Genomic DNA, 20571 nt, shown 5'->3' with positions numbered 1-20571 from the left:
CCGAGGAATCCCGAATCAGTCGACATAGCAGCCATAGGTTTGGTCGGCGAGCTTGGTCCGTACCACCTCGAGCACCTCGTCGGGCGCGTTCTTGAAGGTCGGCCAGGGCGACTCCCCCTGGGGGCGGCGCAGCTGCGGCCAGCGGTCTTCGCGGTAGGCGGTCAGGGCCTCGGCCATCAGCGCCCCGGCGAGCACCAGGGTTCCGTGGCACAGGTCCTCGTAGGTCATGCCGCGCCGCACCGGGAACTCGCGCCGCAGCAAGAGGTCGCCGGTGTCGATGCCCCGATCGCAGAAGTGCGTCGACGCACCGACCGGGATGTCGTGGAACACCGACCAGGCCGGCGAAGCCGAGCCGCGGCAATCGGGCAGGAGCCCCGGGTGGCTGTTGACCACGCCGTGGGCCGGGTGGTCGAGGATCGCGCCGCGGATGATGCGCGTGCCGCCCAGGACCATCAGGTCCAGGGGCTCGTCACCGAGCAGGCCCATCAGGGCCGCGCTGCGGTGGGCCGGCAGGCTCTCCACGGGGATGCCGCCCTGCGCCGCCTGCTCGGCGATGGTCGGGGCCAGTTCACGCCCCTCGCAGCGCACCAGGAACTTCTCGCGCTCCTCGTCGGCGACGTCCGACGACTCGACCACGACCACCGCCGGCGCGAAGCCGGCCGCGAGGATGCGGCGCAGCATCTCGCGGCCATAGGGGTGCTCCTCGAGCACCAGGAAGGCGAAGCGCGGAGCGTCCATGGTCGAGGGGCGGCGGGTCAGTGCCCGTGGCCGTGGGAGTCGACCCCGTCGTCGGCGGCGTCGTCCAGGGGACCGGTGCGCTTGATCGCCCCGCCAAAGAAGATCGCGTTGGCGTAGAGCTTGTTGGTGCCATACCAGACCCCGCGGAAGTTGGGGTCGTCGATCATCGCGACGACCGTGCCGGCCCCCAGGCGAGCGGCGCGCACGGCCGGCGTGCCGGCGATCTTCTCGGCGTTCTCATCGGACGCATAGCCGCTGACCAGGGGCGCGTCCGTGTAGCGCACGGGCACCGCGAAGGGATCCTCGCTCTCGGGCAGGACGGCAGTGGAGTTCTTGAAGACCGGCAACTCGTCGCGCACGAACCCGAAGCACAGCGGGTGCGTCGTGTCGAGCTGCGCGCGGAAGATCGTCCCGGCCACGCGGCTGACCGCAGCCTGGTCCTCGTAGTCGGCGTAGATCGGCGGGCTGGGCTCGGGTTCGCCGTCCTCGTCCTCGGTGGCGTCGTCGCCGGGCTCGTCGCCCTCGGCGATCTCGTCCGACTTCGCCTTCGGAGCGTCGTCCGGCTCGTCCTCGCGGTTGCCCATCAGGTGCTCGGCCGCCCACTCGCCAGAGCTCTTGGTCGCCACCAGCACGCCGCCGCCGCGCACCCAATCGCGCACGCGGCTCTCTTCGCGCTCGCCCCAGCCCCCGGTCGCGCCGGCGACCAGCAAGAGGTGCGTGTAGCGCTCCAGGTCGAGGCCGCCGAAGGCTTCCTTCTCGACCATCGAAACACCCATGTCCACGCGCGTGTCCAGGTAGTGCCAGACCTCGCCGGCTTCGTAGGACGACACGCCGCTGCCCACCAGCATCAGCGCCTGTGGCGCTTCGAGCGAACTCAGCGAGCCGCTGCCCAGGTCGACCCCGTCGAAGGTCAGCCCGGTCGTGGCCGCGTGGACCTCGAGCCCGTCGGCGGCCGCGGCGTCGGCCAGGGCGCGCAGCTCGTCGCGGGACAGGCGCTGCACGCCGACCGGGACGACGATCGTGCCGTAGTCGAAGTCCCGCGGCCCCGCGCCGGTCTCGACGCTGAACGGCCGCGTCGCCACCTGGGCGCGCACGCCGGCCTCGAGCATGCGGTTCAAGGCGCGGGGCGCGTTGTAGTGGTGCCACTCGAAGAGCCAGGCCACGACCCGCTCGGCCCCGATCACCGAACCGCCCGGCGCGAAGTCCTCCTCGGCCGGCGCCCCGATCAGTTCGCCGATCGCGGCATCGGCGTCCAGGGCCCGGTAGGGCACGTTGAAGGACAGGGGCAGGTTCCAGCTCGACACGTCGTAGAACGTGTTGTCCGGCCAGGACGTGCGCGTCTCGAACAGGGCCCGAATCAGCCGGAACTGCGGCTGTTGCAGGTCGACGACGTAGGAGCCGTCGGCGCTGAAGGCGGTGCCGTCGTCATCGTCGGCGTCCAAGTCGCGCCCCAAGTGTCGCACCTCGATACCGTGCCGCCGCAGGATGTCCACCATCCGGAAGGTCCGCTCCGGATCCTCCGCCGCGCCGAAGACGTAGGCGCGCACGTCGTGGGCCGCCGCCTCTTCTAGCGCCGTGCGATAGAACTCGCGCTGGTAGCCGGAGAGCGAGTCGTGCATCCCGTCCACCGCCGCCAGGGTCGACAGGCTGGTCACGAACTGGTTGCGGATCGTGAACGGGAAGCTGATCCCGCCGAAGTCGTTCTCCTGGAAATGCCCGCGCGATGAGGCCTGCTCGAACAGGATCCCGATCGCGCCGTGGAGGTCGGGGTAGGTCGAGCCCTTGCCGTAGTAGAAGTCGTCGAAGCTCTCTTCGGTGTAGTAGAGGCTCCCCAGCTCGTCGAGGGCGTCCGCGTGGTACGTCGCGATCTCGCGCGTCAACTCGAGGTTGCGCTCCGGCGTGAGCGGGTTCTGCCGACTGGGGATCCCCGGCTGGAAGAAGTAGGTCGAATTGGTCCCCATCTCGTGGTAGTCGGTCAGGACCTGGGGCATCCACGCGTGGAACTTCGCCAGGCGCCCGCGCGACTCGGGGTGCGTCAAGAGGAGCCAATCGCGGTTCAAGTCGAACCAGTAGTGGTTCGTGCGCCCGCCCGGCCAAACCTCGCGGTGCTCGCGATGGTCGGGATCGCCGACAAGGTTGCGCCCCTTGTGGGAGTTGGCCCACTGGGCGTGGCGGCTGAGGCCGTCCGGGTTCAGACAGGGGTCGATCAGAACGATCGTGTCCTCGAGGAAGCGCTCGATCTCGGGCCCCGTCGCCGCCGCCAGGTGGTAGGCGAAGAGCATGGCGGCGCTGGAGCCGCTCGACTCGTTGCCGTGCACGCTGTAGCCCATCCACACGACCTCCGGGCCTTCGTAGGCTTCGTCACCGGAGAGCACGGCATTCACGTGCGCCTCACGGATCTCGTCGATCCGCGCCAGGTTCGCGGGGCTCGTCACCGTGGCGAGCAGCAGCGGCCGCTGCTCGTGGGTGTAGCCGTAGGTCTCGAGCGAGAAACGCGGCGAGGCCTCAGCAACCGCACGGAACCAGCCCACGAGCTGATCGTGCCGCACGTGCCAGTCCCCCACGCCCCAGCCGAGGACGGACTCGGGCCGAGGGAAGTCCGCGTCATAGGCGATGCCCGCCGGCAGATACCACTCCAAGGGCTGGGGGCCCTGGGCGTCAGTCTGGGCCGAAGCGGGGACAGAGACGAGGCCGACGACGAGCGGGCCGAGGAGCAGGAGCCGTTGCGCGATCATCGCCGCAGTTTGACGCCTCACGCGGCCCGCGGGGAGCCTTGTCCGGGTGCGGTCCGGAGGTCTAGGAGCGCTCGAGTCCAGGTCGGAACCAGATCGGACCCAGTGCCCCAGAGTGCCGCGCGGCCAGTCGCAGCCTCCGTGGCGCCTGGGCCTCCGAACACCGCCGACTGCACTACCGGCGGCTGCCGGCCTGCGACCGGCCCCAACGGAGCTGGCCGACTACTGCGGGAGCACGCTAACCTCCGGGCCGAACTCGGGTCCTGACCGATGTTCCTTCCCGAACATCTTCGGCAGTGAACCCGCAATGCAGCCCCCATCCGCCCACGGTTGAAGTGCCACAGGCATCTGCCGCTGAACAGTCCAGCCCCGGCGCGTATGCCCAGTGCAGTCGCGGGCACGCTCCCCCTCGCAGATACCCGGAAGAACGGCTGCCCTCACTGCTCACCTTCCGCGAGCCTGTGCAGCTCATCGACTGCACAACTCAACGAACCGGCGTCCGGGGCGGCGAGGTAGATGCGACCTGTCCGGTTTGCATCGAGGGCCTCGAGCTGGCGCGGTTCGTCGACGGTGACCCGGTTGAGTCCATCGCTGAGCGTGAACCAGTGCTCGACCGGACCTGTAAGCGATTCAGGGCAACAAAGAACGCCCCGCTCATCGAACTCGCCGCCGTGCTTCCAGCAATCGTGAGTCGATATCGAGCCCAGCTCGCTGCGACTCTCCGACCCAAGACTTAGAACCAATCCGTTCGGCACTTCAAGCGGATCTAGATTCACCAAGTACTCGCGCGGTGGGTTCGACCGCAGAACGACAACGACGTCGTCCAATTCGATCTCGACCGATCGGTCGACGTACCCCGACGCTGATATCTCGACAATCGAACCCTCCAAGGACGCGAACACTTGGGCAGACCCATCGAGATCAGTTGCGTACGACTCGGAGACTCCGTCGTAGCTCGAAGTGCGCTCACCCACGAGCAGGCCTTCGACGTAGACCCACGCATCTGAGATCGGCATGCCAGCTTCATCAACGACGAGAATCTCAACCTCTCGAAACGCACCTCGCAGATCAATGTCGTCGAGGACTCCATATCGGTCACCCTCAACCGCCAATGTCAAGGGCCCGGCCTCATGGACCACGTCCAGCTCGTCGCCACCACCCCGAATGACCTGAAGCCGGTATGGGCCATCGGACATACGCCTGAACGTGAAGCGACCATCGCCCCGAAGCCTTTCGACTTCGACACCGAAGTTCGAGAATCGATCGGAGGCGCTCTCCCTCGGCCTCCATTCGTCGGGCCTGAGATCCGCCGACATCAATGCAATGAAGATCGATTCAGAAGCCATGGTGGGATCGACAAGGACTCGTCCTCGCACGACCCGCTCCGGCTCGAGGACAATCGAGACGTCCGACTGCCCCCAATCGAAGTCTACTTCACCCGTAGCGTATCCGTCGCGCCGGACAACCAGTCGCTCTCCGCCGCCCCAATCGTCCCCGTTACGCCCAAGGGCGAATCGCCCATCGGAGTCGGTCATCGTCGCAGCCTTCTCACCCCACCACTCTTCCTGGTCTCGGATCTGCACAGAGAGCGATGCCCCGGCGATCGGCTGCCCCGCGGAATCAGAGACAAACCCGGTCACGCTTGCCTCTTCCGCCAAGAGCTGGATCGGGCCCAGATCACGAACACCTGGCACCAAGGAGACCTCGACCCTCGCCATTGCCGAAGATCGGACGCCGACCGGCAGTGCCCTCAGCCCGAGGAATACGGACGCGGCGAGATCGTCCAAGAGGGCATCCACAATTCGAACCCGGAACCGTCCCGAGGCATCGGTGACGCCCCGCGCGACCGAATTCGGCGGAGAGTATTCGAACTCGGTGTAGGTCATTGGCAACCCCACTTCATCAACGAGCTGCCCCGTGAAGACGCTGTCGCCGGCTTCCTCACCGAGATCCAACCGAACGACCTCCCCGATCACCCGCGGGCCTTCAATGGTCGCGTGATAAATACCGCGTAGGGCTGACTCGACTTCAATATCGCAACGACCGCCGATCGGCATATGAAACGCCAGCGCTCCTTCGATCAGCGGTGCACTGAACGCCGACAGTGCGTCCTTCTCTCCCTCCGGTATCCAATCCACATGCACTCGCCCGTTCCCGATAATCGGGCTGCCATCAGGGTCGACAATCCGAACCTCTACGAGCCCTAGCTCACCGGATACTCGGACTTCGACCGGATTCTCAGGCAGGTTCTCTCGATCCACCGAGATCCACCGGGACTGACTTCCAATCACGCAGGCCTCAATGCAGGCGACCGGCTTGCATAGCGAGTCGCTGCTCCACAGCCAGTGGCCCACGTGGGCCAGCTCCGCGATCCCGTCAGGACCCGTCAGCGCGACTGGCGAATCAGAGAACTCGACATCCCAGCAATAGTCAAATCCTCGGAAATGGACGAGCACGCCTTCCAGCGGCGCGCCGAGATCGTCGATGACCAGGACCTGAACGTTGTCATCCTCTCGCAGGGCGAGGTGGACCGGACTCCCCTGTTCCGGTCCGACTTCGGCCCAGTCCCAAAGTGATTCGTAGCTTGCCGTGACGAGTTGATACCCGCCGGTCGTCTCGACCTTGCACCTGCCGTTCCCGTCGGTCTGTAATTCAGTGACCTGGTCGAACCCGGTCCCGGTCAGTGCCCCCGAACGCAAGCGGCGGACCGCGGACTCCCGCAGCGCGGGGTCATCAGGCAGCGCCCAGGCTCGGATCAGCGCCCCCTCGAGGGGGCGCAGGGTAAGTCCGTCGACGCAGATGGCCTCGAGCGCCCTTGCGAGGTGGGCGACTGGGGTTCGCTCAGCGCCGGCGGGCGCGGCAGGACTGATTGCCGCAGCGTCCACGATGCTCGGACCCACGAGGGTGGCAGCGAGATCGCCGGCAGGCTCTGTGAGCGGTCGGCCGAAGAACAGGTACAGGCAGGTCGCCGGCACGAGGGCGAAGATCGTCCACATCGCAGCACGTGCCGCTGCGGCGCTCGGCAGCCACCGTCGCCGTACGGCCAGAAGGGGCGCGACGGAGAGGATCCAGGCGTCCCGCCCTTCCCCGGCTCCCCTGGCCATGCGGGTCCTGAGCTCGGCCAAGCCGCGGGCGAGTTGTGTCCTGACCGTGTCGATCGCGAGCCCGCTTCGGCGGGCGATCTCACCGGGCTTGAGTTCCTCGAAGTATCGCTCAGTGATGCGCGTTCGGTACGGTTCGCGCAAGGCCTCGACGGCCGCTCGAAGTTTGTCACTGGCGTCCCGCACTTGCAGGGCTGCATCGGCGCCCTCGACGTCGTCTTCCGGCCGAGCATGACGTTCCTCGCGGGCACGACGATTCGCGTTTGATCGGGCGTCAGAGCGCACGATGTTCCGTATCACTGTCGCCAGCCAAGCCTGCAACTTCGCCTCCGGGGCGGGCGGCCATCGCAGGGCGGCGAGGTAGGCGCGTTGAACGATCTCGTCAGCGCGATCGATGTCGCGGACCATGTCGCGCGCGAGGGCGCGCGCCCAGCGCTCATGGACGAGCAGGGCTTCGAGGGACGCCTGGTGGTTGGTCATGGCAAGGGACCGAATGCAGCGACGGATTCCACGGCGTCAGCAATCTCCGAAAATCCTCGGCGAGGGGCCAGATGGGATTGGCTCGGGGCTCGAGAGCCGCACCCCTGGGTCGCCGGCGCAGGGCGATTCGACCCTGCGCTGGGGTGCCCTGGGCTCAGGCCCGGGACCGGAACTGACTAGCGCGCGCCGTCGATCTGACCTGCCCGCGCTCGGGGGCGCGTCGATCCGTTAGGAGACCGAGAGCGCCTCCCGCAACCGCGCCCGCGCCTCGTGCAACCTCGAGTAGACCGTGCCCGACGGGATCCCCAGGACCTGCGCCACCTCGGTCTGCGCCAGGCCCTCGAGGGCCGACAGGGCCACGACCGCGCGCAGGGGGGCGGGGAGGGCGGCGATGGCTCGCAGGATTCGCGCGGCGGAGTCCCGTTGCGTGGCCGAGTGGGACGGGTCGCGGCTGCCGGCGTCGAGGTCGTCGGGCAGGACCTCCTCGCGGCCCCGCGCGCGGGAGGCGACGCGGGTCGAGGCGCGTACGGCGACGCGGAACAGCCAGGTGGTCAGGCGCGCGTCGCCGCGGAAGCCGGCGATGCCGCGCAGGACGTCGACGAAGGTCTCTTGGACTGCGTCGTCGGCGAGGTCCGGGCGGCCGGTCATGCGCAGGGCGAGGCCGAAGAGGGAGGTGCGGGTGAGCTCGAACAGCTCGCGCACCGCCGCTTCGCGCTCCGCGCCTCTGCCGCGCAGCAGCGTGAGCAGGCGTGCCTCGTCGACGAGGTCGATCACGAAGGACCCTCCTCGCCCTCGGGCAGGACGAGCTTCCAAACCAGAATCCAGAGCACGGCGAGGACCGCGGCGCCGATCAGGGATCGCGCGGGATCACTGCCGACCAGCGCGCCGATCACCAAGCGCAGGGCCACCAAGGGCCCGAGGTAGATAACGAAGAGCCAGAAGGACTTGAGCGCCATCCAGCCCAGGAAGCGCAGGCCCCAGAACCCGTCATCGTCATCGTCATCGTCATCGTCATCGTCATCGTCATCGTCATCGTCATCGTCATCGTCATCGTCATCGTCGTCATCGTCATCGTCATCGTCATCGTCGTCCTCCTCCAACTCCTCGGCACCGAGTCCCGCCGCCTCGCGGGCGACCTGCCGCCAGCGCTGAGCCTCGGTCACCTCCCTGGCCGTCCAACGCAGGCGCAGGAAGAAGTGCAAGGGCAGGTAGAGCAGCAGCGCGGCTGCGGCGACGAGCAGGTGGTCCGACTCCTCCACCACCGCCGCCAGGAACAGCAAGGCAAAGACCGCCGGCAGCATGAACAGCAGTCCGATGACCTGCCAGGCGAAGCGCTTGGAGATCTCCTTGGCCGCGAGCTCGAAGAGGTCCGCGTCGCCGGCTTCCGCTGCTCTGCGAGCGTCCGAGATCGCTCGGACCTGGCCCGGGAAGACGAAGAACGACAGCGCGACGGCGATCCCCAGGACGCTGCGGCCCCAGCGATCGTCGAGGCCCAGGGCGAGGCCCGCGAGGCCCAACCCGCAGACCAGGACTGCGGTCAGCCCCAGGTTCCAAATCGGCCGGCGCAGCTGCTTCCGCACGGCTGCGGCGAGCTGCTCCCCCTGCCGCGCCTGGGCCATTCGGTCGCTGACGGCGGCCAGGTCGCGGTCGAGGGCTTCGAGTTCGTCGTACTGCATGGCGGCCGTTGGAGGAGGACTACGCCCCGATCCTTCGGCGCAATTGGCAAGTTTCCGTCCGGGCCCGGCCCGGCCTCAGCGGACCGCCGGCGCGGCCGTCCAGCCTTCCTCGAGCACGTTCAGCTCCGCCGCCGCCTCGGCGACGGCGCGCGAGGCGTCGAGGACGGCATGGATCTCCAGGGGCGCGTTGAGCTCGAGGGTCATCCGCAAGCGCGGGCCGTCCTCGCCCTCGGCACGCTGGCGCGCGGGCCCGGCGGAGAAGCCGAGGGGCGCGAGCCCTTCGGTCAGCGCCGCCAGTCGCTCGGGGAAGCTGCTGCGGACCTCGAAGCGAAGGGAGTGCGGCTCGCCCCAACGCGCTCCGGCTCGGCGCAGCTCGGCCAGGCGCTCCAGGTCGCGCGCTTCGCGTTGGGCGTGCCAGAAGTCGGCGTAGGCGGCGGTGACTCGAGCGAGGTCCAGGTCGAACTCGCTCTCGCGATGATCGCGGATGCGCTCGGCCAGCAGGCGGTTGACGGGCGTCAGCGCCGAGAAGTGGTCGGCGCGCGCCAGCTCGAGAGTCCGCACCCGCGGGTTCGCGAGCGCGGCGCTCAGCTTCGCTAGATCTTCCGAGTTCCCGTCCTCGCCCTCGAAGACCCAGGTAGGCGACGTGATGGCATCCAAGAAGTGCAGCGGCGAGCGCAGGCGGAACTCGCGCGGGTCCGCCTGGTCGAAGGGCCAGTCGCGTTCGCCGTAGTCGGCGAGCTCGACCACGGGTCCGAAGCAGAACACGCCGCGAAAGAGGTCGGTGGACTCGGCGACGAGCAGCGCCAGGGTCGCGCCGGTGCTGTGCCCGCCCAGATAGACTCGCGCCGGATCGACCCCGTCCAGCTCGCACAGGAAGCGCGCCGCCGCGAGCACGTCGTCGACCTCGCCCATCAGGCCCTCCTGCAAGCCAGGGTTCCGGGCCGTGCCGCGCACCGTGGGAAACAGCATCGTGATCCCCGCCTCGCGGTAGGGGCTCGCCGACTGGTCGTTCATCGGCGGGCCCGGCGACCACACGTAGCCGCCGCCGCGCGCCGGGGGAAAGCCGCCGGTGAGCCAGATGACGGCCGGACCGGGCTCGGGGCTCGGCTCGCCGCGAAACAGGTAGGCGGCGTTGCGCCCCTTCGGCGCGTCGTACTCGACCAGGGACCACGAGTCCTCCGGCGGCGCGACCAGGGGCTCGTCGATGCGGCGCTGATCGACCAAGACCGATTCGAAGCCGCGGCGCGCGTCGGTCAGGCGCTCGACGGCTCGCGGAGCCTCCTGCACCGCGATTCCGATCGCGGTTGCGACACACAGCAGTCGGGAGGCGAGGACGATCGGCAAGGTCATGGGCTCGTGGGGTGAGGTTCGTGGCGGCGGACGTTCCCTCGCGACCTGCGCTCCGGGCCCCTCAATCTTCCAACTCCACCCGCCGCCCCTCCGCCGCACTCACATAGGCGGCGTAGACGATGCGAGTGACGTCGAGGCCGAGAGCGCCGGAGCACCGCGGCTCGCGATCCGCGGTCAAGTCCTCGGCCACCGCCTGCAACAGGCCCTGTTGGCCCGAGCTCCAGTCCTCGTCCGGCAGGGGCGTCGACCAGCCGGCCTGGCCGTCGACCTTCTCCATCACGTACTCGCTCCCGAAAGTGCCGTCATCGGGGGCGTAGGCGCGCAGCTGGTCGTGGGGCGACAGGGCGCACTCGAAGCGGTGGTCGCTGCCCATCAGCGACAGGTGGCTCTGCATCCCGCCCAGCATCAGGTCCGAGCCGAACACCGTGCCCCGGGTGCCGTCGTCGAAGTGCAGCACGGCCATGCCCCAGCTCTCCACCCCCTTCCAACCGGTGGCGACGGCCGTGCGCGCGCCGTCGAGGATCGCGCTTGCGGTCGGATCGGCGACCTCGGCGGTGACCGAAGTAACCACCGTCGGCGTGCCGCGGCGACGCAGGCCCTCGCGGCGCTTCAGCCACAGCATCGCACCGATCGGATGGGCCCCCAGGCGCAACAGGGCCCCGCCGCCGGTGTGGCGCCAGTCCTTCGAGTAGGGCGAGTGGGAGCCGGAGTGGCTCTCCCAACCGCGCATCTCGAGCAGCAGGCCGTTGGAGGCGGCCTGCAGCTGCGCCGCCCGCTGCACCGCCGGGGCGAAGATCCAGTTCTCGCCGTAGAACAGCTTCACGCCCGCCGCGCCGCAGGCCTCGACCATGGCGTTGGCGTCGGCCAGAGCGCGCAGATACATGTCCTGGCGATCGACGGCGGCCACGGATTCGGCGCTGGCGTCGTCGCCCAGGCCCTGTCCCCAATAGGCCGCCAGGGGTTTGGTGCACAGCACGTGCTTGCCCGCGGCAGCGGCGCGCTCGGTCAACTCGCGGTGCACGCGGTTGGGCACGCACAGGTCAACCAAGTCGATCGACTCTTCGGCCAGGAGCTCGTCCACCGACAGGCCCCGGCCGAAGCCCGTGCGCGCGGCGAACTCGTCCGCCTTGGCCCGCGCGCTGGAGGCGACGGCGGCGCGCTCCACCGCCACGCCGTGGACCCGCGCCCAGCAGCGCGCGCGGGTGCGAGCCAGGAAGCCCGAGCCGATCAAGCCAACGCGAAGGGAGTCCGTCATAGCAGCAGTCGGTCGATGAAGCCGGGACCCTTGGTGACCAGGTACCAGCCCAGGAAGACGAGCAGCACGATCGTGGCCAGGACGATGCCGCCGAGCCAGGCGGCGCCGGCGGCTCCGCGCGGGCGATCGGCGCCGAGGTACGCGTCCGAGCGTTGCAGCTTGGCGAAGCCGATGTAGGCCAGGGGCAGCAGGAAGCCGGTGATCACGCCGGTGGGCACCGCCAGCCAGACCGACAGGTCGCTCCAGAACAGGCTGCCGAGCACCCCGGGAGTCGGCAGGAGCAGCGCGAGCCGATAGCCCCGACTGCCGAACTTCAGTCCGAACATCTCCGAGCATGCGAAGCCCGCGCAGACCATGTGGAGCGTGATTGTCGTGAGCAGCATGGCGAGCAGGCCCAGGTCGAACAGCACGCGCCCCCAGACCGGACCGACGAGGCCGCCCAGGGTCTGGGCCGCCTCGACCGGCGAGATGCTGGCCCCGGAGAAGTCCGCGTGGATCGTGTTGGCGGCGGTGATCGTCATCAGCGCCGTGGCGATGACGTAGGGCACGACCATGCCCAGGCCCAGGTCGACGCGGGCCAGCTCGCGATGCTCGCGCCCCCAACCCCGCGCCAGCAGCGTGTAGGGGTAGAGGAACAGCATGTTCACGCCCACCGCCGCGGCCAGGCCGCTGATCACCAGGGCGATAGCGGCCACCTCGCCGCGGTCGGCGGGGAGGCGGAAGCTGGTGAAGCCGCGCAGGATCGCCCCCGGGTCGTCGAAGCCGGCGCGCACGGCGACGACGCCGAAGAGCAGCACGATCATCCACACCATCCAGCGCAGGAGCCGCTCGAAGATCCGGTTCGCGGCTCCTCCAGAGCCGAAGGTCTGGGCGGTGGCCACGGCCCAGACCAGGATCGCGAGGCCGGCGCCGAAGCGCGGCAGCTCCGCGCCCGCGGCGTCGCCCAGGTCGACCACCACCGCCGAGGCCAGGGAGTACTGGGCGAAGTGCCAGACGACGCTCGCCAAGAGCGCACCGATGGCCCAGCCCCAGGCGAAGACGCCGCCGGCGTAGCGGCGCATGGCGGCGAAGGGGCGCTCGCCGGTGGAGAGGGTCTGGTGCGCGACGGCGGCCAGGACCAGGCCGCCCATCAACATGCCCAGGGGCGCGACCCACAGCAGGTCGTAGCCGAAGGCCGCGCCGGCGAGCAGCGAGGCCGAGGCCGAGCCGCCGCCCAGGGTCAGGGCGGACTGCAGGTAGCCGGGGCCACCCTTGCCGGCGTAGGCGAACCAACGCGCGAGGCGCGGCTTCGTCGCGACCTCCGCCAGCCAGGCCCGCTCCGCCGCCAGGCGCTCGGGATCGGGCGGATGCACCATCGGCAGCCCGCGCACGTCGGGCTGGTGGGCGCCGCCGTCGGATGGCGCGGCGTCGCTCGCGGTGTCGGGGGGGACCATGGATCGGTGGGAGCCGGACGGCGGCGGCTATCCTAGTCCCGATGTCGCCCGTCACCGCACGCGCGCAGGCGCGCGTGGGCCTGCTCGGGAATCCGTCGGACCTGTATGGGGGCCGGGGCCTGGGCTTCGCGGTGGCCGGGCTCGGGGCCGAGGTGCGGGTCGAGGAGGCGACGGAGACGAGCCTGCCGGACGAGTTCCTGGCTGCCGGCTGGCGCGTGGCGCGGGCCGAGCTCGAGCAGCTCGGCGTCGATCCTGACGCGCAGCCGTTCCGACTGACGCATCAGAGCAACGTGCCCTACCAGGCCGGGCTGTCGGGCTCGAGCGCCCTGCTGGTCGCGGCGCTGAGGGCCTGGTGCGATTGGTTCCAAGTGCCTTTGGGGCCCTCTCACATCGCGCGCCTGGCCTGGCGCACGGAGGTCGATGAGCTCGGTATCCGCGCCGGCGCGCTCGATCGGCTGGTGCAGGCGCACGAAGGGCTGCTCGCCATGGACTTCAAGCGGCCCTTCGAGCCCGAAGCGGTCCGGCGGCTGGATCCAAGGCTGCTGCCGCCGCTCCTGATCGCCTGGCACCGCGTACCCGGTGCATCGTCGGGCGACGTGCACGCGCCGATCTATGCGCGCTTCGAGGCGGGCGACGGTGAGGTGACGCGCGTGATGGGTGCGATCGCGGCCAATGCGGATGAGGGGTGCGCCGCGCTCGAGGCCCGCGACACGGCCGGGTTGCTCGCCTGCATCAATCGCAACCTCGACCTGCGAGCCGAGCTGTTCGAGCTGCAGCCCGCCGACCGCGCCCTGATCGACGAGGCCAGGGAACGCGGCATCGCCGCCAAGTTGCCCGGCTCCGGGGGCTCGGTCCTGTTCGCCTGCGAGAGCATGAGCCGCCTGGGCCGCTTCGCCTCCGACCTGGGCGCCCGCGGCGTCGACATTCACCTGCCCAACGTGGCCCTGCCCCGATGACGAAGATCCGCGCCGCCTTCCTGGCCGCCGGCTTCGCCACGCGGCTCTATCCGTTGACGCTGAACAAGGCCAAGCCGCTGTTGGAGATCGGCGGCGAGGCGATGATCACGCGGTTGGTGCGGCAGGTCGAGCAATCGCAGGCGATCGTCGACGGCGTCGTGGTCACCAACGGCAAGTTTCACGCGGACTTCGTCCAGTGGCGCGAGGCGCTCGACACACGGCTCGAGCTCACCCTCGTCGACGACGGCGCGATGGACAACGACAGCCGGCTGGGCGCCATCCGCGACCTGCAGCTCGCCCTCGAGCAGGCGCCCGAATGCCTCGACCTCGACGGCTACCTGGTCCTGGCCTGCGACAACCTGCTCGATCTCGACGTCGACGCCCTGATTGCGCGCTTCACCGACTCGGGCATGGGCCAACTGATCGTGCGCGAGGTCCCCGAGCCCGTGCCGCCCGGCCGCTACAGCGAGGTCACCCTCGACGGCGAGCGCGTGGCCTCGTTCCGCGAGAAGCCCGCGGACCCGCGTAGTAAGCTCTCCGCGATCGCCGTCTACCTGCTCGGTGCCGACCTACCCGCCCAGATCGACCGGCACCTGGCTGCCGGCGGCAACCCGGATGCGCCGGGGCACCTGTTGGCGCGGATCGCGGCCGAGGCGACCTTGGAAGGCACGCGGCTCACCGGACGCTGGTTCGACATCGGCTCCGCCGACGACCTCGAACTTGCGAATCGCGCGGTTCAGCAGGAGTGAATGCGCCGTCCAGCCCGCGGCGGACCCCGGGCCTACCGAGCTTCCCGTCAGCGCTGGGCCAAACCAGGCACGACCCGTCGACGCAGGTCCGACGAACGCTGTCTTCGACCGGGTAACGGTCGCCTCGAGCGAGAGCGCAGCACTAGACTCCGGACCTCCGAGCGATCCGCGCGTCGGACGAGCCGGTTCGCACTGCGCACACCGGCCACCGACGATTCAACGACCCCTTCCGACTGCAACACCATGACTCGCCTGCTTCGATCCCGTTCCGCGCTGCTCGCCCTGCCCCTCGCCCTGTCCCTCGCCCTGTCCCTCACCGCCTGCGCGGGAACCCGCGTGGCGGGCGAGCAGGGCACCGTCTACGCCACCTCCTTCAACCTCGTCGGCCTGTCGATTCCCTTCAACGACTACGACAAGGCCCAATCGATGGTGCCCGAGGGCAGCGAGATCGAGACGATCATCGCCAACCCCCGCGACTGGACGTCGGTCATCGGCATCCTGACCTCGATCCTCGGCTTCTCGTCGACGCAGATCAGCTACGTCACTGAGAACGACTGATCCGAGTCCGGGTGGGTCCCCTACCCACGAGCCACGACGGGCCGCAGCCAGCGCAGGGCGCCGGTCGCGGCCCGCCCCCGTTCGGACCGATGCTGCCGCGCGCCGGACTCGTCGCTCGGGAGTCCTCCGCCGAGCCGACCGGCCGGGGACGCGGCCCTGAAGCCCGCGGGCCACGGACATGCGCCATTCGCGAACGGCGAGCGCCATGGGTCCCGCGCCCTCTCAGGCCAGCAGCTCCCCCATCACCCGCCCCGCCACGTCGGTCAGGCGGAAGTCGCGGCCCTGGCTGCGGTAGGTGAAGCGCTCGTGGTCGATGCCGAGCAGGTGCAAGAGCGTCGCGTGCAGGTCGTGGACGTCCATGGGGTCGTCCTCGATGAAGTAGCCCAGCTCGTCGGTGCTGCCGAAGGACGTCCCCGGGCGGATGCCGCCGCCGGCCATCCAGATCGTGAAGGCGTGGGGGTGGTGGTCGCGGCCGAGGAACTTGGAGCCACCTCGCTCTTCGTTCATGGGCGTGCGGCCGAACTCGCCGCCCCAGACGACGAGGGTGTCCTCGAGCAGGCCGCGGCGCTCGAGGTCCGTGACCAAAGCGGCGCAGGCGCGGTCGGTGCGGCGGCACTGCTCGGGCAGGGAGTGGACGATGTCGTCGCCTTTGTTCGTGCCGTGGCTGTCCCAGCCCCAGTCGAAGAGCTGCTGGAAGCGGACGCCGGCTTCGGCCAGGCGCGCTGAGAGCAGACAGTTGGCGGCGAAGGAGGGCTCGCCGGGGGTGACGCCGTAGAGGTCGAGTGTCGCTTGGGACTCGGTCGCGAGGTCGGCGATGGCCGGCACCCGCGCCTGCATGCGGTAGGCCAGCTCGTACTGGGCGGTGCGGGCGGCGGCCTCGGGGTCACCGTGCTGTTCGGAAGCCAGGCGGTTCAGCCGCGCGATGGCGTCGAGCTGGCGGCGGCGCGCGGCGCGGTCCACGCCCTCGGGGTTCGAGAGAAACAGCACCGGGTCGCCGGCCTGCATCAGGCGCACGCCCTGGTGCTCGCTCGGCAGGAAGCCGTTGGTCCAGGCGGCGGAGCCGGCGCTGGGCGCGAACTTGCCGCTGGTCATGACCACGAAGGCGGGCAGGTCGGGGTCGAGGGGACCCAGACCGTGGGACAGCCAGGCGCCCATGGTCGGCCGCCCGATCAGGCTGTGGCCGCTGGTCAGGAAGACCTGCGCCGGAGCGTGGTTGAACTGGGTCGTGTGCATCGAGCGCACGACGCAGAGCTTGTCGGCGATCCGCGCCGTGTGCGGCAGCAGCTCACTGATCCATTGGCCGCTCTGGCCGTGCTGGCGGAACTCGTAGGGCGAGCCGAGCAGCTTGGGCGTGCCCTTGATGAAGGCGAAGCGCTCGTTCTCGATCAACGAGGCCGGCACCGGCTGGCCGTCCAGCTCGCGCAGCCGCGGCTTGGGATCCCACAGGTCGATCTGCGAGGGGCTGCCGGCCATGTGGAGCCAGATCACGCGCTTGGCCCTGGGAGCGAAGTGCGGCAGGGCTGCGTCGGCGGCGCTGCCCTCGTCCCTGAACATCCCGAAGGCGCTCCGGCCGAGGAGCAATGAACCGATGCCCACGCCGGCGCCGGTCAGGAATTGGCGGCGGTCGTTCATGGGCGCGTCACCGTCTCGTCGAGGTTGAGCAGCACCTGGGCCACGGAGGTCCAGCCGTCTTGGGCGCGAAGGGTCTCCAGGACCTCGAGTTCGTCAACCTCGGCCTCGCGGCCGGTGCAGGCCGAGAAGCCCCAGGCCAGCCCGCGCTCGGACAGCCGCTCGCCGAAGGCCTCGGCGGCCGCCACGAAGTTCGGGTCGTTGAGCAGCGCCAAGGCCTGTAGCGGCGTGTTCGATCGATCGCGCCGTGCGCAGGTCAGCTCGCGGCTGGGCGCGTCGAAGAGCACGAAGCTCGGATAGGGCGAGGTCCGCCGCCAGAAGGTGTACAGGCCGCGCCGCCGAGCGTCCCCGCCCTCCGACGTGCGCCAGCGGTCGCCGGCGTAGGTGGCGTTGTCGATGTCGGCCGGCTGGGGCGGGTAGACCGGCGGCCCGCCGATGCGCCGGTCGAGGGTCCCGGCCAGGGCCAGGCTCTGGTCGCGCAGCTCCTCGCCGTCGAGGCGCCGGCGCGGGAACCAGGACAAGAACCGGTTGCCCGGATCGAGCGCCGCCCCGTCGGCCGAACGCACGGAGGACTGGCGGTAGGCGGCCGAAGTCATCAGGCGCCGGTACATCCGCTTGACGCTCCAGCCGTCCTCCATGAACTCGACCGCCAGCCAGTCCAAGAGCTCGGGGTGCGTCGGCGCCGCGCCGCGCGTGCCGAAATCGTCGGGCGTGGCGACCAGACCCGTGCCGAAGGTCCACTGCCACAGGCGATTGACGGTCACCCGCGCCGTGAGCGGGTTGTCGGGCGAGGTCAACCAGCGCGCGAAGTCGAGGCGGTCGCCGATCCCTTCGCGCCGCTTCGGATCGAGTACGGCCGGCACGCCGGGCTCGACCACTTCGCCCGGAGCGAGGAACGAGCCGCGCTCGAGGATGTGGGTCGTGCGCGGCTCGGCGACGGCCTCCATGACGAGCGCCGTCGCGGGCATCGGGCGCGTGGCCTCGAGCTCGGCGATGCGCGCGCGCTGCGCGTCGAAGGTCGGGGTCGTGGCGAGGAACCAATCGCGCGCGCTGGTCGGCAGCTCACCGGTTGCCGCGTTGGCGAGGTCCGCCGCGACCTCGTCTGGAACCGCGACCAAGACCCGCGGGTCGGCGCTGACCAGCCCGGCCTGCCCCCACCACACGCGGCCTCCGAACTGGCCCAGGGCCAGACCGTCGAGGCGGTCGCCTTCCGCGAAGCCGACCGCGGCGGCATCGACCTCGATCCGTCGCCAGCCGCCGACCTCGGGCAGCTCGCCCAGGGGCAGCCGACTGGCCGTGCCGGACGTCCCCCAACTCTGCAGGTCCGCGCCGAGGAACGCGCGGTGCTCCCAATCGCCGCCGTCGCGATGCCACTGCAGGAGCAGCTCGCGCGCCGGGCGCTCGGGATCGGTCCAGACCTCCGCGAAGAGGCGGTCCCCGGCGCGGATCGTCGGTCGCACGCGCGTCTCGCGCACGACGTCCTGGACGTAGGCGTCGCTCGCTTGGACGACGACGCGCGAGCGCCGCCCCGGGTCGGGCCCGGCACCCTCGGTCGCGGACCACGCGCGCCAGTCCCCCTCGCGAACTGCGGCGGGCGGGATCACGCCATCGAACCAAACGGCGTCAGCCCGCTCGACGGGCGCGTCGCCCGCGAGTAGCGCCCGCTTCGAGTCGACCCATGCGGCCAGGTCGGACGCGACCTCGGGTGAAGCCGTGTCCATCTGCTCACGCAAGCGCGCCAGCTCGGCGTCGATCGCGCCCGTGCGCTGCGCCTGCTCCTGCGACGGCACGGCCAGGACCGGCGCGGGCCCATTGCCCACGTCCGCCGTCTGGTCGAAGACCGCGAACAGGCGGTAGTAGTCGCGCTGGGTCAGGGGGTCGTACTTGTGGTCGTGGCACTGCACGCAGCCCATGGTCGCGCCGAGCCAGACCTCGCCCGTGGTGTTGACCCGATCGATGACCGCCGCGACGCGGAACTCCTCCGGATCGGCGCCGCCCTCCTCGTTGGTCATCGTGTTGCGGTGGAAGCCCGTGGCCAGGCGCTGTTCGACGCTCGCGCCCGGCAACAGGTCCCCGGCGAGCTGCCAGACCGTGAACTGGTCGAAGGGCATGTCCGCGTTGAAGGCGTCCACGACCCAATCGCGCCAGGGCCACATGGAGCGGTCGCCGTCCTTCTCGTAGCCGTTGGAGTCGGCGTAGCGCGCCAGGTCGAGCCAACGCCGAGCCTGCTGCTCGCCGTAGTGGGGCGAGGCGAGCAGGCGGTCGACGGCGCGCTCCCAGGCGCCGGGGTCCGCGTCGGTCATGAAGGCCGCGCAGTCCGCCTCGCTGGGCGGCAGCCCGGTCAGGTCCAGGGCCGCGCGCCGCAACAACACCTCCGCCGGCGCCTCGGGCGAGGGCGCGAGCCCCTGGGCCGCCATCGCCTCCAACAGGAACGCGTCGACGGCGTGCTGGGACCAAGCGTTGCCCGAGGGCACCTCCGCCCGCGCCGGCGCGCTGTAGGCCCAATGCCGCGTGGGCCAGCTCGCCGCCTCGCCGTCGTCGGGCCACACCGCTCCGGCGTCGATCCAACGGCCGATCGCGTCGAGCTCGTCCGCACCGAGCGGCTCACGCTCCGGCGGCGGCATCTCGCCGTTCTCGAGCTGGTACCACAGCTCACTGGCCCCGCGATCCCCCGCGACGAGCACCGGATAGGCCCCGAAGTCGCTCCCCGCCAGCGCCGCCGCCCGCTGGTCCAGGCGCAGCCCCGCCTTCTGCTGCAAGCGCCCGTGGCACTCGACACAACGCCGCTCGAGGATCGGCGCGATGTCGCGGGCGAAGTCGGGTTCGCCGGGCCGCTCCTGCATCGATGCGGCCGAGAGGGCGACGGGGATTCCGACCCAGATTGGAAGCAGCCCGAATCCTCGCATGGCGCCACGATACAGCACCGCGCGGCGCCGTTCGGTCCGGTCGACCCGCCGTGGGGCGGCCCTGTTCTACGCGACGGAGCCGGAGCCGCGGCCGCCGGCCCCGGAGGGGACGTCGATGATGCGTCCCTGGGTTGCGGGCGCCGATCGGCGCAGCTCGGCCTCGAGCAGCGCGATGTTGCGCAGGTTGGCCTTGAACCAGGCGTCGAACAGGTCGCCGGCGATCGGGATGATGCCCACCAGGGACTCGAGGGCGATGTTGGCGACCATGCGCCGCTGGACCCTGCGCGGGGCGCCCAGACGCCACGCCTCCAAGAGGATCGGCGTCGACAGGACCATCCCGACCGCATCGCCGACGCCCGGGATCAGGCCGACCAGGGAGTCCACTCCGACCCTGAACCGCGTCCCGGGGAGCCCGACCGACGAGTCGAGCAGACGGGCGTACTTGCGCAGCCGCGCCAGCCTGGCCGTGACCAGGTCGGAGTTCTCTTCGCCGGCCGTGGCCGCCTTCGAGCGCGGTGCTCGGCCCGATGGATTCAGGATCGCCATCCTCGATCCCGAGCAGATTCCATGCCGCGCAGAGCCGTCGGCACGGCCCTTGCTTCGAGGGCTCGCATGGACCTCATCCGACTGATCTGCGCGATTCTCCTGCCCCCCCTCGGCGTGTTCCTGCAAGTCGGTATCGGCGGTCAGTTCTGGCTGAACATCCTGCTGACCATCCTGGGCTACATCCCCGGGATCATCCACGCGGTCTGGATCATCGCCAAGAAGTAGGCGCGGCGAGGGGTCGGAGTCAGCCGCTACGGTGTGGTCTCACGCCGGTAGATTCTGCAAACCACCTCATTCGAGCGCGCGGGCGGCCATCGATCCGCGTGGATGCTCCACTTCCGCGCGAATGCGATTCACCGGCGGCGGCGCGGGAGCGCAGGACGGAGATCGAGGCTCCGCGCTGCACGCCGTGGCGATCGCGAACGGGCTGCGCCTTTGCTCGATCCCGAAGGCCAGGAAGGC

Annotated in this window: 15 protein-coding genes; 4 read left to right on the top strand and 11 right to left on the bottom strand. The window is 70.2% G+C overall.

Annotation, left to right across the window (positions count from 1 at the left end; all coding sequences use genetic code 11):
- Nucleotides 1-15 precede the first annotated feature (15 nt).
- The 8 genes from Pla133_RS02125 to Pla133_RS02090 all read right to left on the bottom strand — a co-directional run bounded on the left by Pla133_RS02125 (nucleotide 16) and on the right by Pla133_RS02090 (nucleotide 12765).
- A complete protein-coding gene (locus tag Pla133_RS02125) occupies nucleotides 16-738 on the bottom strand; it encodes a formyltransferase family protein (protein WP_145061913.1) in 723 nt (240 codons plus the stop codon).
- Between the two features lie 17 nt (nucleotides 739-755).
- Nucleotides 756-3473 (bottom strand): M14 metallopeptidase family protein, encoded by a 2718-nt coding sequence (locus Pla133_RS02120; protein WP_145061911.1) that lies wholly within the window; start codon nucleotides 3471-3473, stop codon nucleotides 756-758.
- Between the two features lie 434 nt (nucleotides 3474-3907).
- On the bottom strand, nucleotides 3908-7051 hold the full coding sequence (locus tag Pla133_RS02115) for a sigma-70 family RNA polymerase sigma factor (protein WP_145061909.1): 3144 nt from the start codon (nucleotides 7049-7051) through the stop codon (nucleotides 3908-3910).
- Nucleotides 7052-7279: 228 nt separating this feature from the next.
- Nucleotides 7280-7825, bottom strand: a complete 546-nt coding sequence (locus Pla133_RS02110) for an RNA polymerase sigma factor (protein ID WP_419192044.1) — start codon at nucleotides 7823-7825, stop codon at nucleotides 7280-7282.
- A complete protein-coding gene (locus Pla133_RS25830) occupies nucleotides 7822-8727 on the bottom strand; it encodes a hypothetical protein (protein ID WP_419192043.1) in 906 nt (301 codons plus the stop codon). The genes Pla133_RS02110 and Pla133_RS25830 overlap by 4 nt, the downstream gene beginning before the upstream one ends.
- A gap of 75 nt (nucleotides 8728-8802) precedes the next feature.
- Complete coding sequence (locus tag Pla133_RS02100; RefSeq protein WP_145061905.1) at nucleotides 8803-10077, bottom strand: alpha/beta hydrolase family protein; 1275 nt, start codon at nucleotides 10075-10077, stop codon at nucleotides 8803-8805.
- A 61-nt stretch (nucleotides 10078-10138) separates the two neighbouring features.
- Nucleotides 10139-11332: a Gfo/Idh/MocA family protein gene (locus Pla133_RS02095; protein ID WP_145061903.1), complete on the bottom strand. Its 1194-nt coding sequence runs from the start codon at nucleotides 11330-11332 to the stop codon at nucleotides 10139-10141.
- Nucleotides 11329-12765 (bottom strand): divalent metal cation transporter, encoded by a 1437-nt coding sequence (locus Pla133_RS02090; RefSeq protein WP_145061900.1) that lies wholly within the window; start codon nucleotides 12763-12765, stop codon nucleotides 11329-11331. The genes Pla133_RS02095 and Pla133_RS02090 overlap by 4 nt, the downstream gene beginning before the upstream one ends.
- 41 nt (nucleotides 12766-12806) lie before the next feature.
- On the opposite strand from Pla133_RS02090, the gene Pla133_RS02085 reads away from it, so the two are divergent.
- The 3 genes from Pla133_RS02085 (at nucleotide 12807) to Pla133_RS02075 (ending at nucleotide 15028) form a co-directional block, all read left to right on the top strand.
- On the top strand, nucleotides 12807-13721 hold the full coding sequence (locus Pla133_RS02085) for a mevalonate kinase family protein (RefSeq protein ID WP_419192042.1): 915 nt from the start codon (nucleotides 12807-12809) through the stop codon (nucleotides 13719-13721).
- On the top strand, nucleotides 13718-14470 hold the full coding sequence (locus tag Pla133_RS02080; RefSeq protein ID WP_145061896.1) for a nucleotidyltransferase family protein: 753 nt from the start codon (nucleotides 13718-13720) through the stop codon (nucleotides 14468-14470). The genes Pla133_RS02085 and Pla133_RS02080 overlap by 4 nt, the downstream gene beginning before the upstream one ends.
- A gap of 243 nt (nucleotides 14471-14713) precedes the next feature.
- Nucleotides 14714-15028 carry a hypothetical protein gene (locus Pla133_RS02075; RefSeq protein ID WP_145061894.1) on the top strand — a complete coding sequence of 105 codons (315 nt, stop codon included), beginning with the start codon at nucleotides 14714-14716 and terminating at the stop codon, nucleotides 15026-15028.
- Between the two features lie 222 nt (nucleotides 15029-15250).
- Here Pla133_RS02075 and Pla133_RS02070 read toward each other — a convergent pair whose 3' ends face one another.
- From Pla133_RS02070 to Pla133_RS02060, 3 genes are all read right to left on the bottom strand, one after another.
- Nucleotides 15251-16660, bottom strand: coding sequence for a DUF1501 domain-containing protein (locus Pla133_RS02070; protein ID WP_145061892.1), 1410 nt, complete (start codon nucleotides 16658-16660; stop codon nucleotides 15251-15253).
- Complete coding sequence (locus tag Pla133_RS02065; RefSeq protein WP_419192041.1) at nucleotides 16657-19500, bottom strand: PSD1 and planctomycete cytochrome C domain-containing protein; 2844 nt, start codon at nucleotides 19498-19500, stop codon at nucleotides 16657-16659. Before Pla133_RS02065 ends, Pla133_RS02070 begins: the two co-directional genes overlap by 4 nt.
- A 129-nt stretch (nucleotides 19501-19629) precedes the next feature.
- The gene (locus Pla133_RS02060) at nucleotides 19630-20109 is read right to left on the bottom strand and encodes a DUF4112 domain-containing protein (protein WP_145061887.1); all 480 of its coding nucleotides are present in this window, start codon (nucleotides 20107-20109) and stop codon (nucleotides 19630-19632) included.
- 66 nt (nucleotides 20110-20175) lie between these two features.
- On the opposite strand from Pla133_RS02060, the gene Pla133_RS02055 reads away from it, so the two are divergent.
- Nucleotides 20176-20334: a YqaE/Pmp3 family membrane protein gene (locus Pla133_RS02055; RefSeq protein ID WP_145061885.1), complete on the top strand. Its 159-nt coding sequence runs from the start codon at nucleotides 20176-20178 to the stop codon at nucleotides 20332-20334.
- The last annotated feature ends 237 nt before the right edge of the window (nucleotides 20335-20571 follow it).

It is taken from the genome of Engelhardtia mirabilis (genome assembly GCF_007748095.1).
Lineage (GTDB): Bacteria > Planctomycetota > UBA1135 > UBA1135.
Note: the sequence above shows the minus strand (reverse complement) of the source record. Positions and strands in the feature narration are given on the sequence as shown.

Excerpts from the sequence above, each read along its gene's own strand:
- Pla133_RS02125 (WP_145061913.1), bottom strand. The coding sequence starts at position 738 with ATGGACGCTCCGCGCTTCGCCTTCCTGGTGCTCGAGGAGCACCCCTAT.
- Pla133_RS02120 (WP_145061911.1), bottom strand. The coding sequence starts at position 3,473 with ATGATCGCGCAACGGCTCCTGCTCCTCGGCCCGCTCGTCGTCGGCCTC.
- Pla133_RS02115 (WP_145061909.1), bottom strand. The coding sequence starts at position 7,051 with ATGACCAACCACCAGGCGTCCCTCGAAGCCCTGCTCGTCCATGAGCGC.
- Pla133_RS25830 (WP_419192043.1), bottom strand. The coding sequence starts at position 8,727 with ATGCAGTACGACGAACTCGAAGCCCTCGACCGCGACCTGGCCGCCGTC.
- Pla133_RS02100 (WP_145061905.1), bottom strand. The coding sequence starts at position 10,077 with ATGACCTTGCCGATCGTCCTCGCCTCCCGACTGCTGTGTGTCGCAACC.
- Pla133_RS02095 (WP_145061903.1), bottom strand. The coding sequence starts at position 11,332 with ATGACGGACTCCCTTCGCGTTGGCTTGATCGGCTCGGGCTTCCTGGCT.
- Pla133_RS02090 (WP_145061900.1), bottom strand. The coding sequence starts at position 12,765 with ATGGTCCCCCCCGACACCGCGAGCGACGCCGCGCCATCCGACGGCGGC.
- Pla133_RS02085 (WP_419192042.1), top strand. The coding sequence starts at position 12,807 with ATGTCGCCCGTCACCGCACGCGCGCAGGCGCGCGTGGGCCTGCTCGGG.
- Pla133_RS02080 (WP_145061896.1), top strand. The coding sequence starts at position 13,718 with ATGACGAAGATCCGCGCCGCCTTCCTGGCCGCCGGCTTCGCCACGCGG.
- Pla133_RS02075 (WP_145061894.1), top strand. The coding sequence starts at position 14,714 with ATGACTCGCCTGCTTCGATCCCGTTCCGCGCTGCTCGCCCTGCCCCTC.
- Pla133_RS02070 (WP_145061892.1), bottom strand. The coding sequence starts at position 16,660 with ATGAACGACCGCCGCCAATTCCTGACCGGCGCCGGCGTGGGCATCGGT.
- Pla133_RS02065 (WP_419192041.1), bottom strand. The coding sequence starts at position 19,500 with ATGCAGGAGCGGCCCGGCGAACCCGACTTCGCCCGCGACATCGCGCCG.
- Pla133_RS02060 (WP_145061887.1), bottom strand. The coding sequence starts at position 20,109 with ATGGCGATCCTGAATCCATCGGGCCGAGCACCGCGCTCGAAGGCGGCC.
- Pla133_RS02055 (WP_145061885.1), top strand. The coding sequence starts at position 20,176 with ATGGACCTCATCCGACTGATCTGCGCGATTCTCCTGCCCCCCCTCGGC.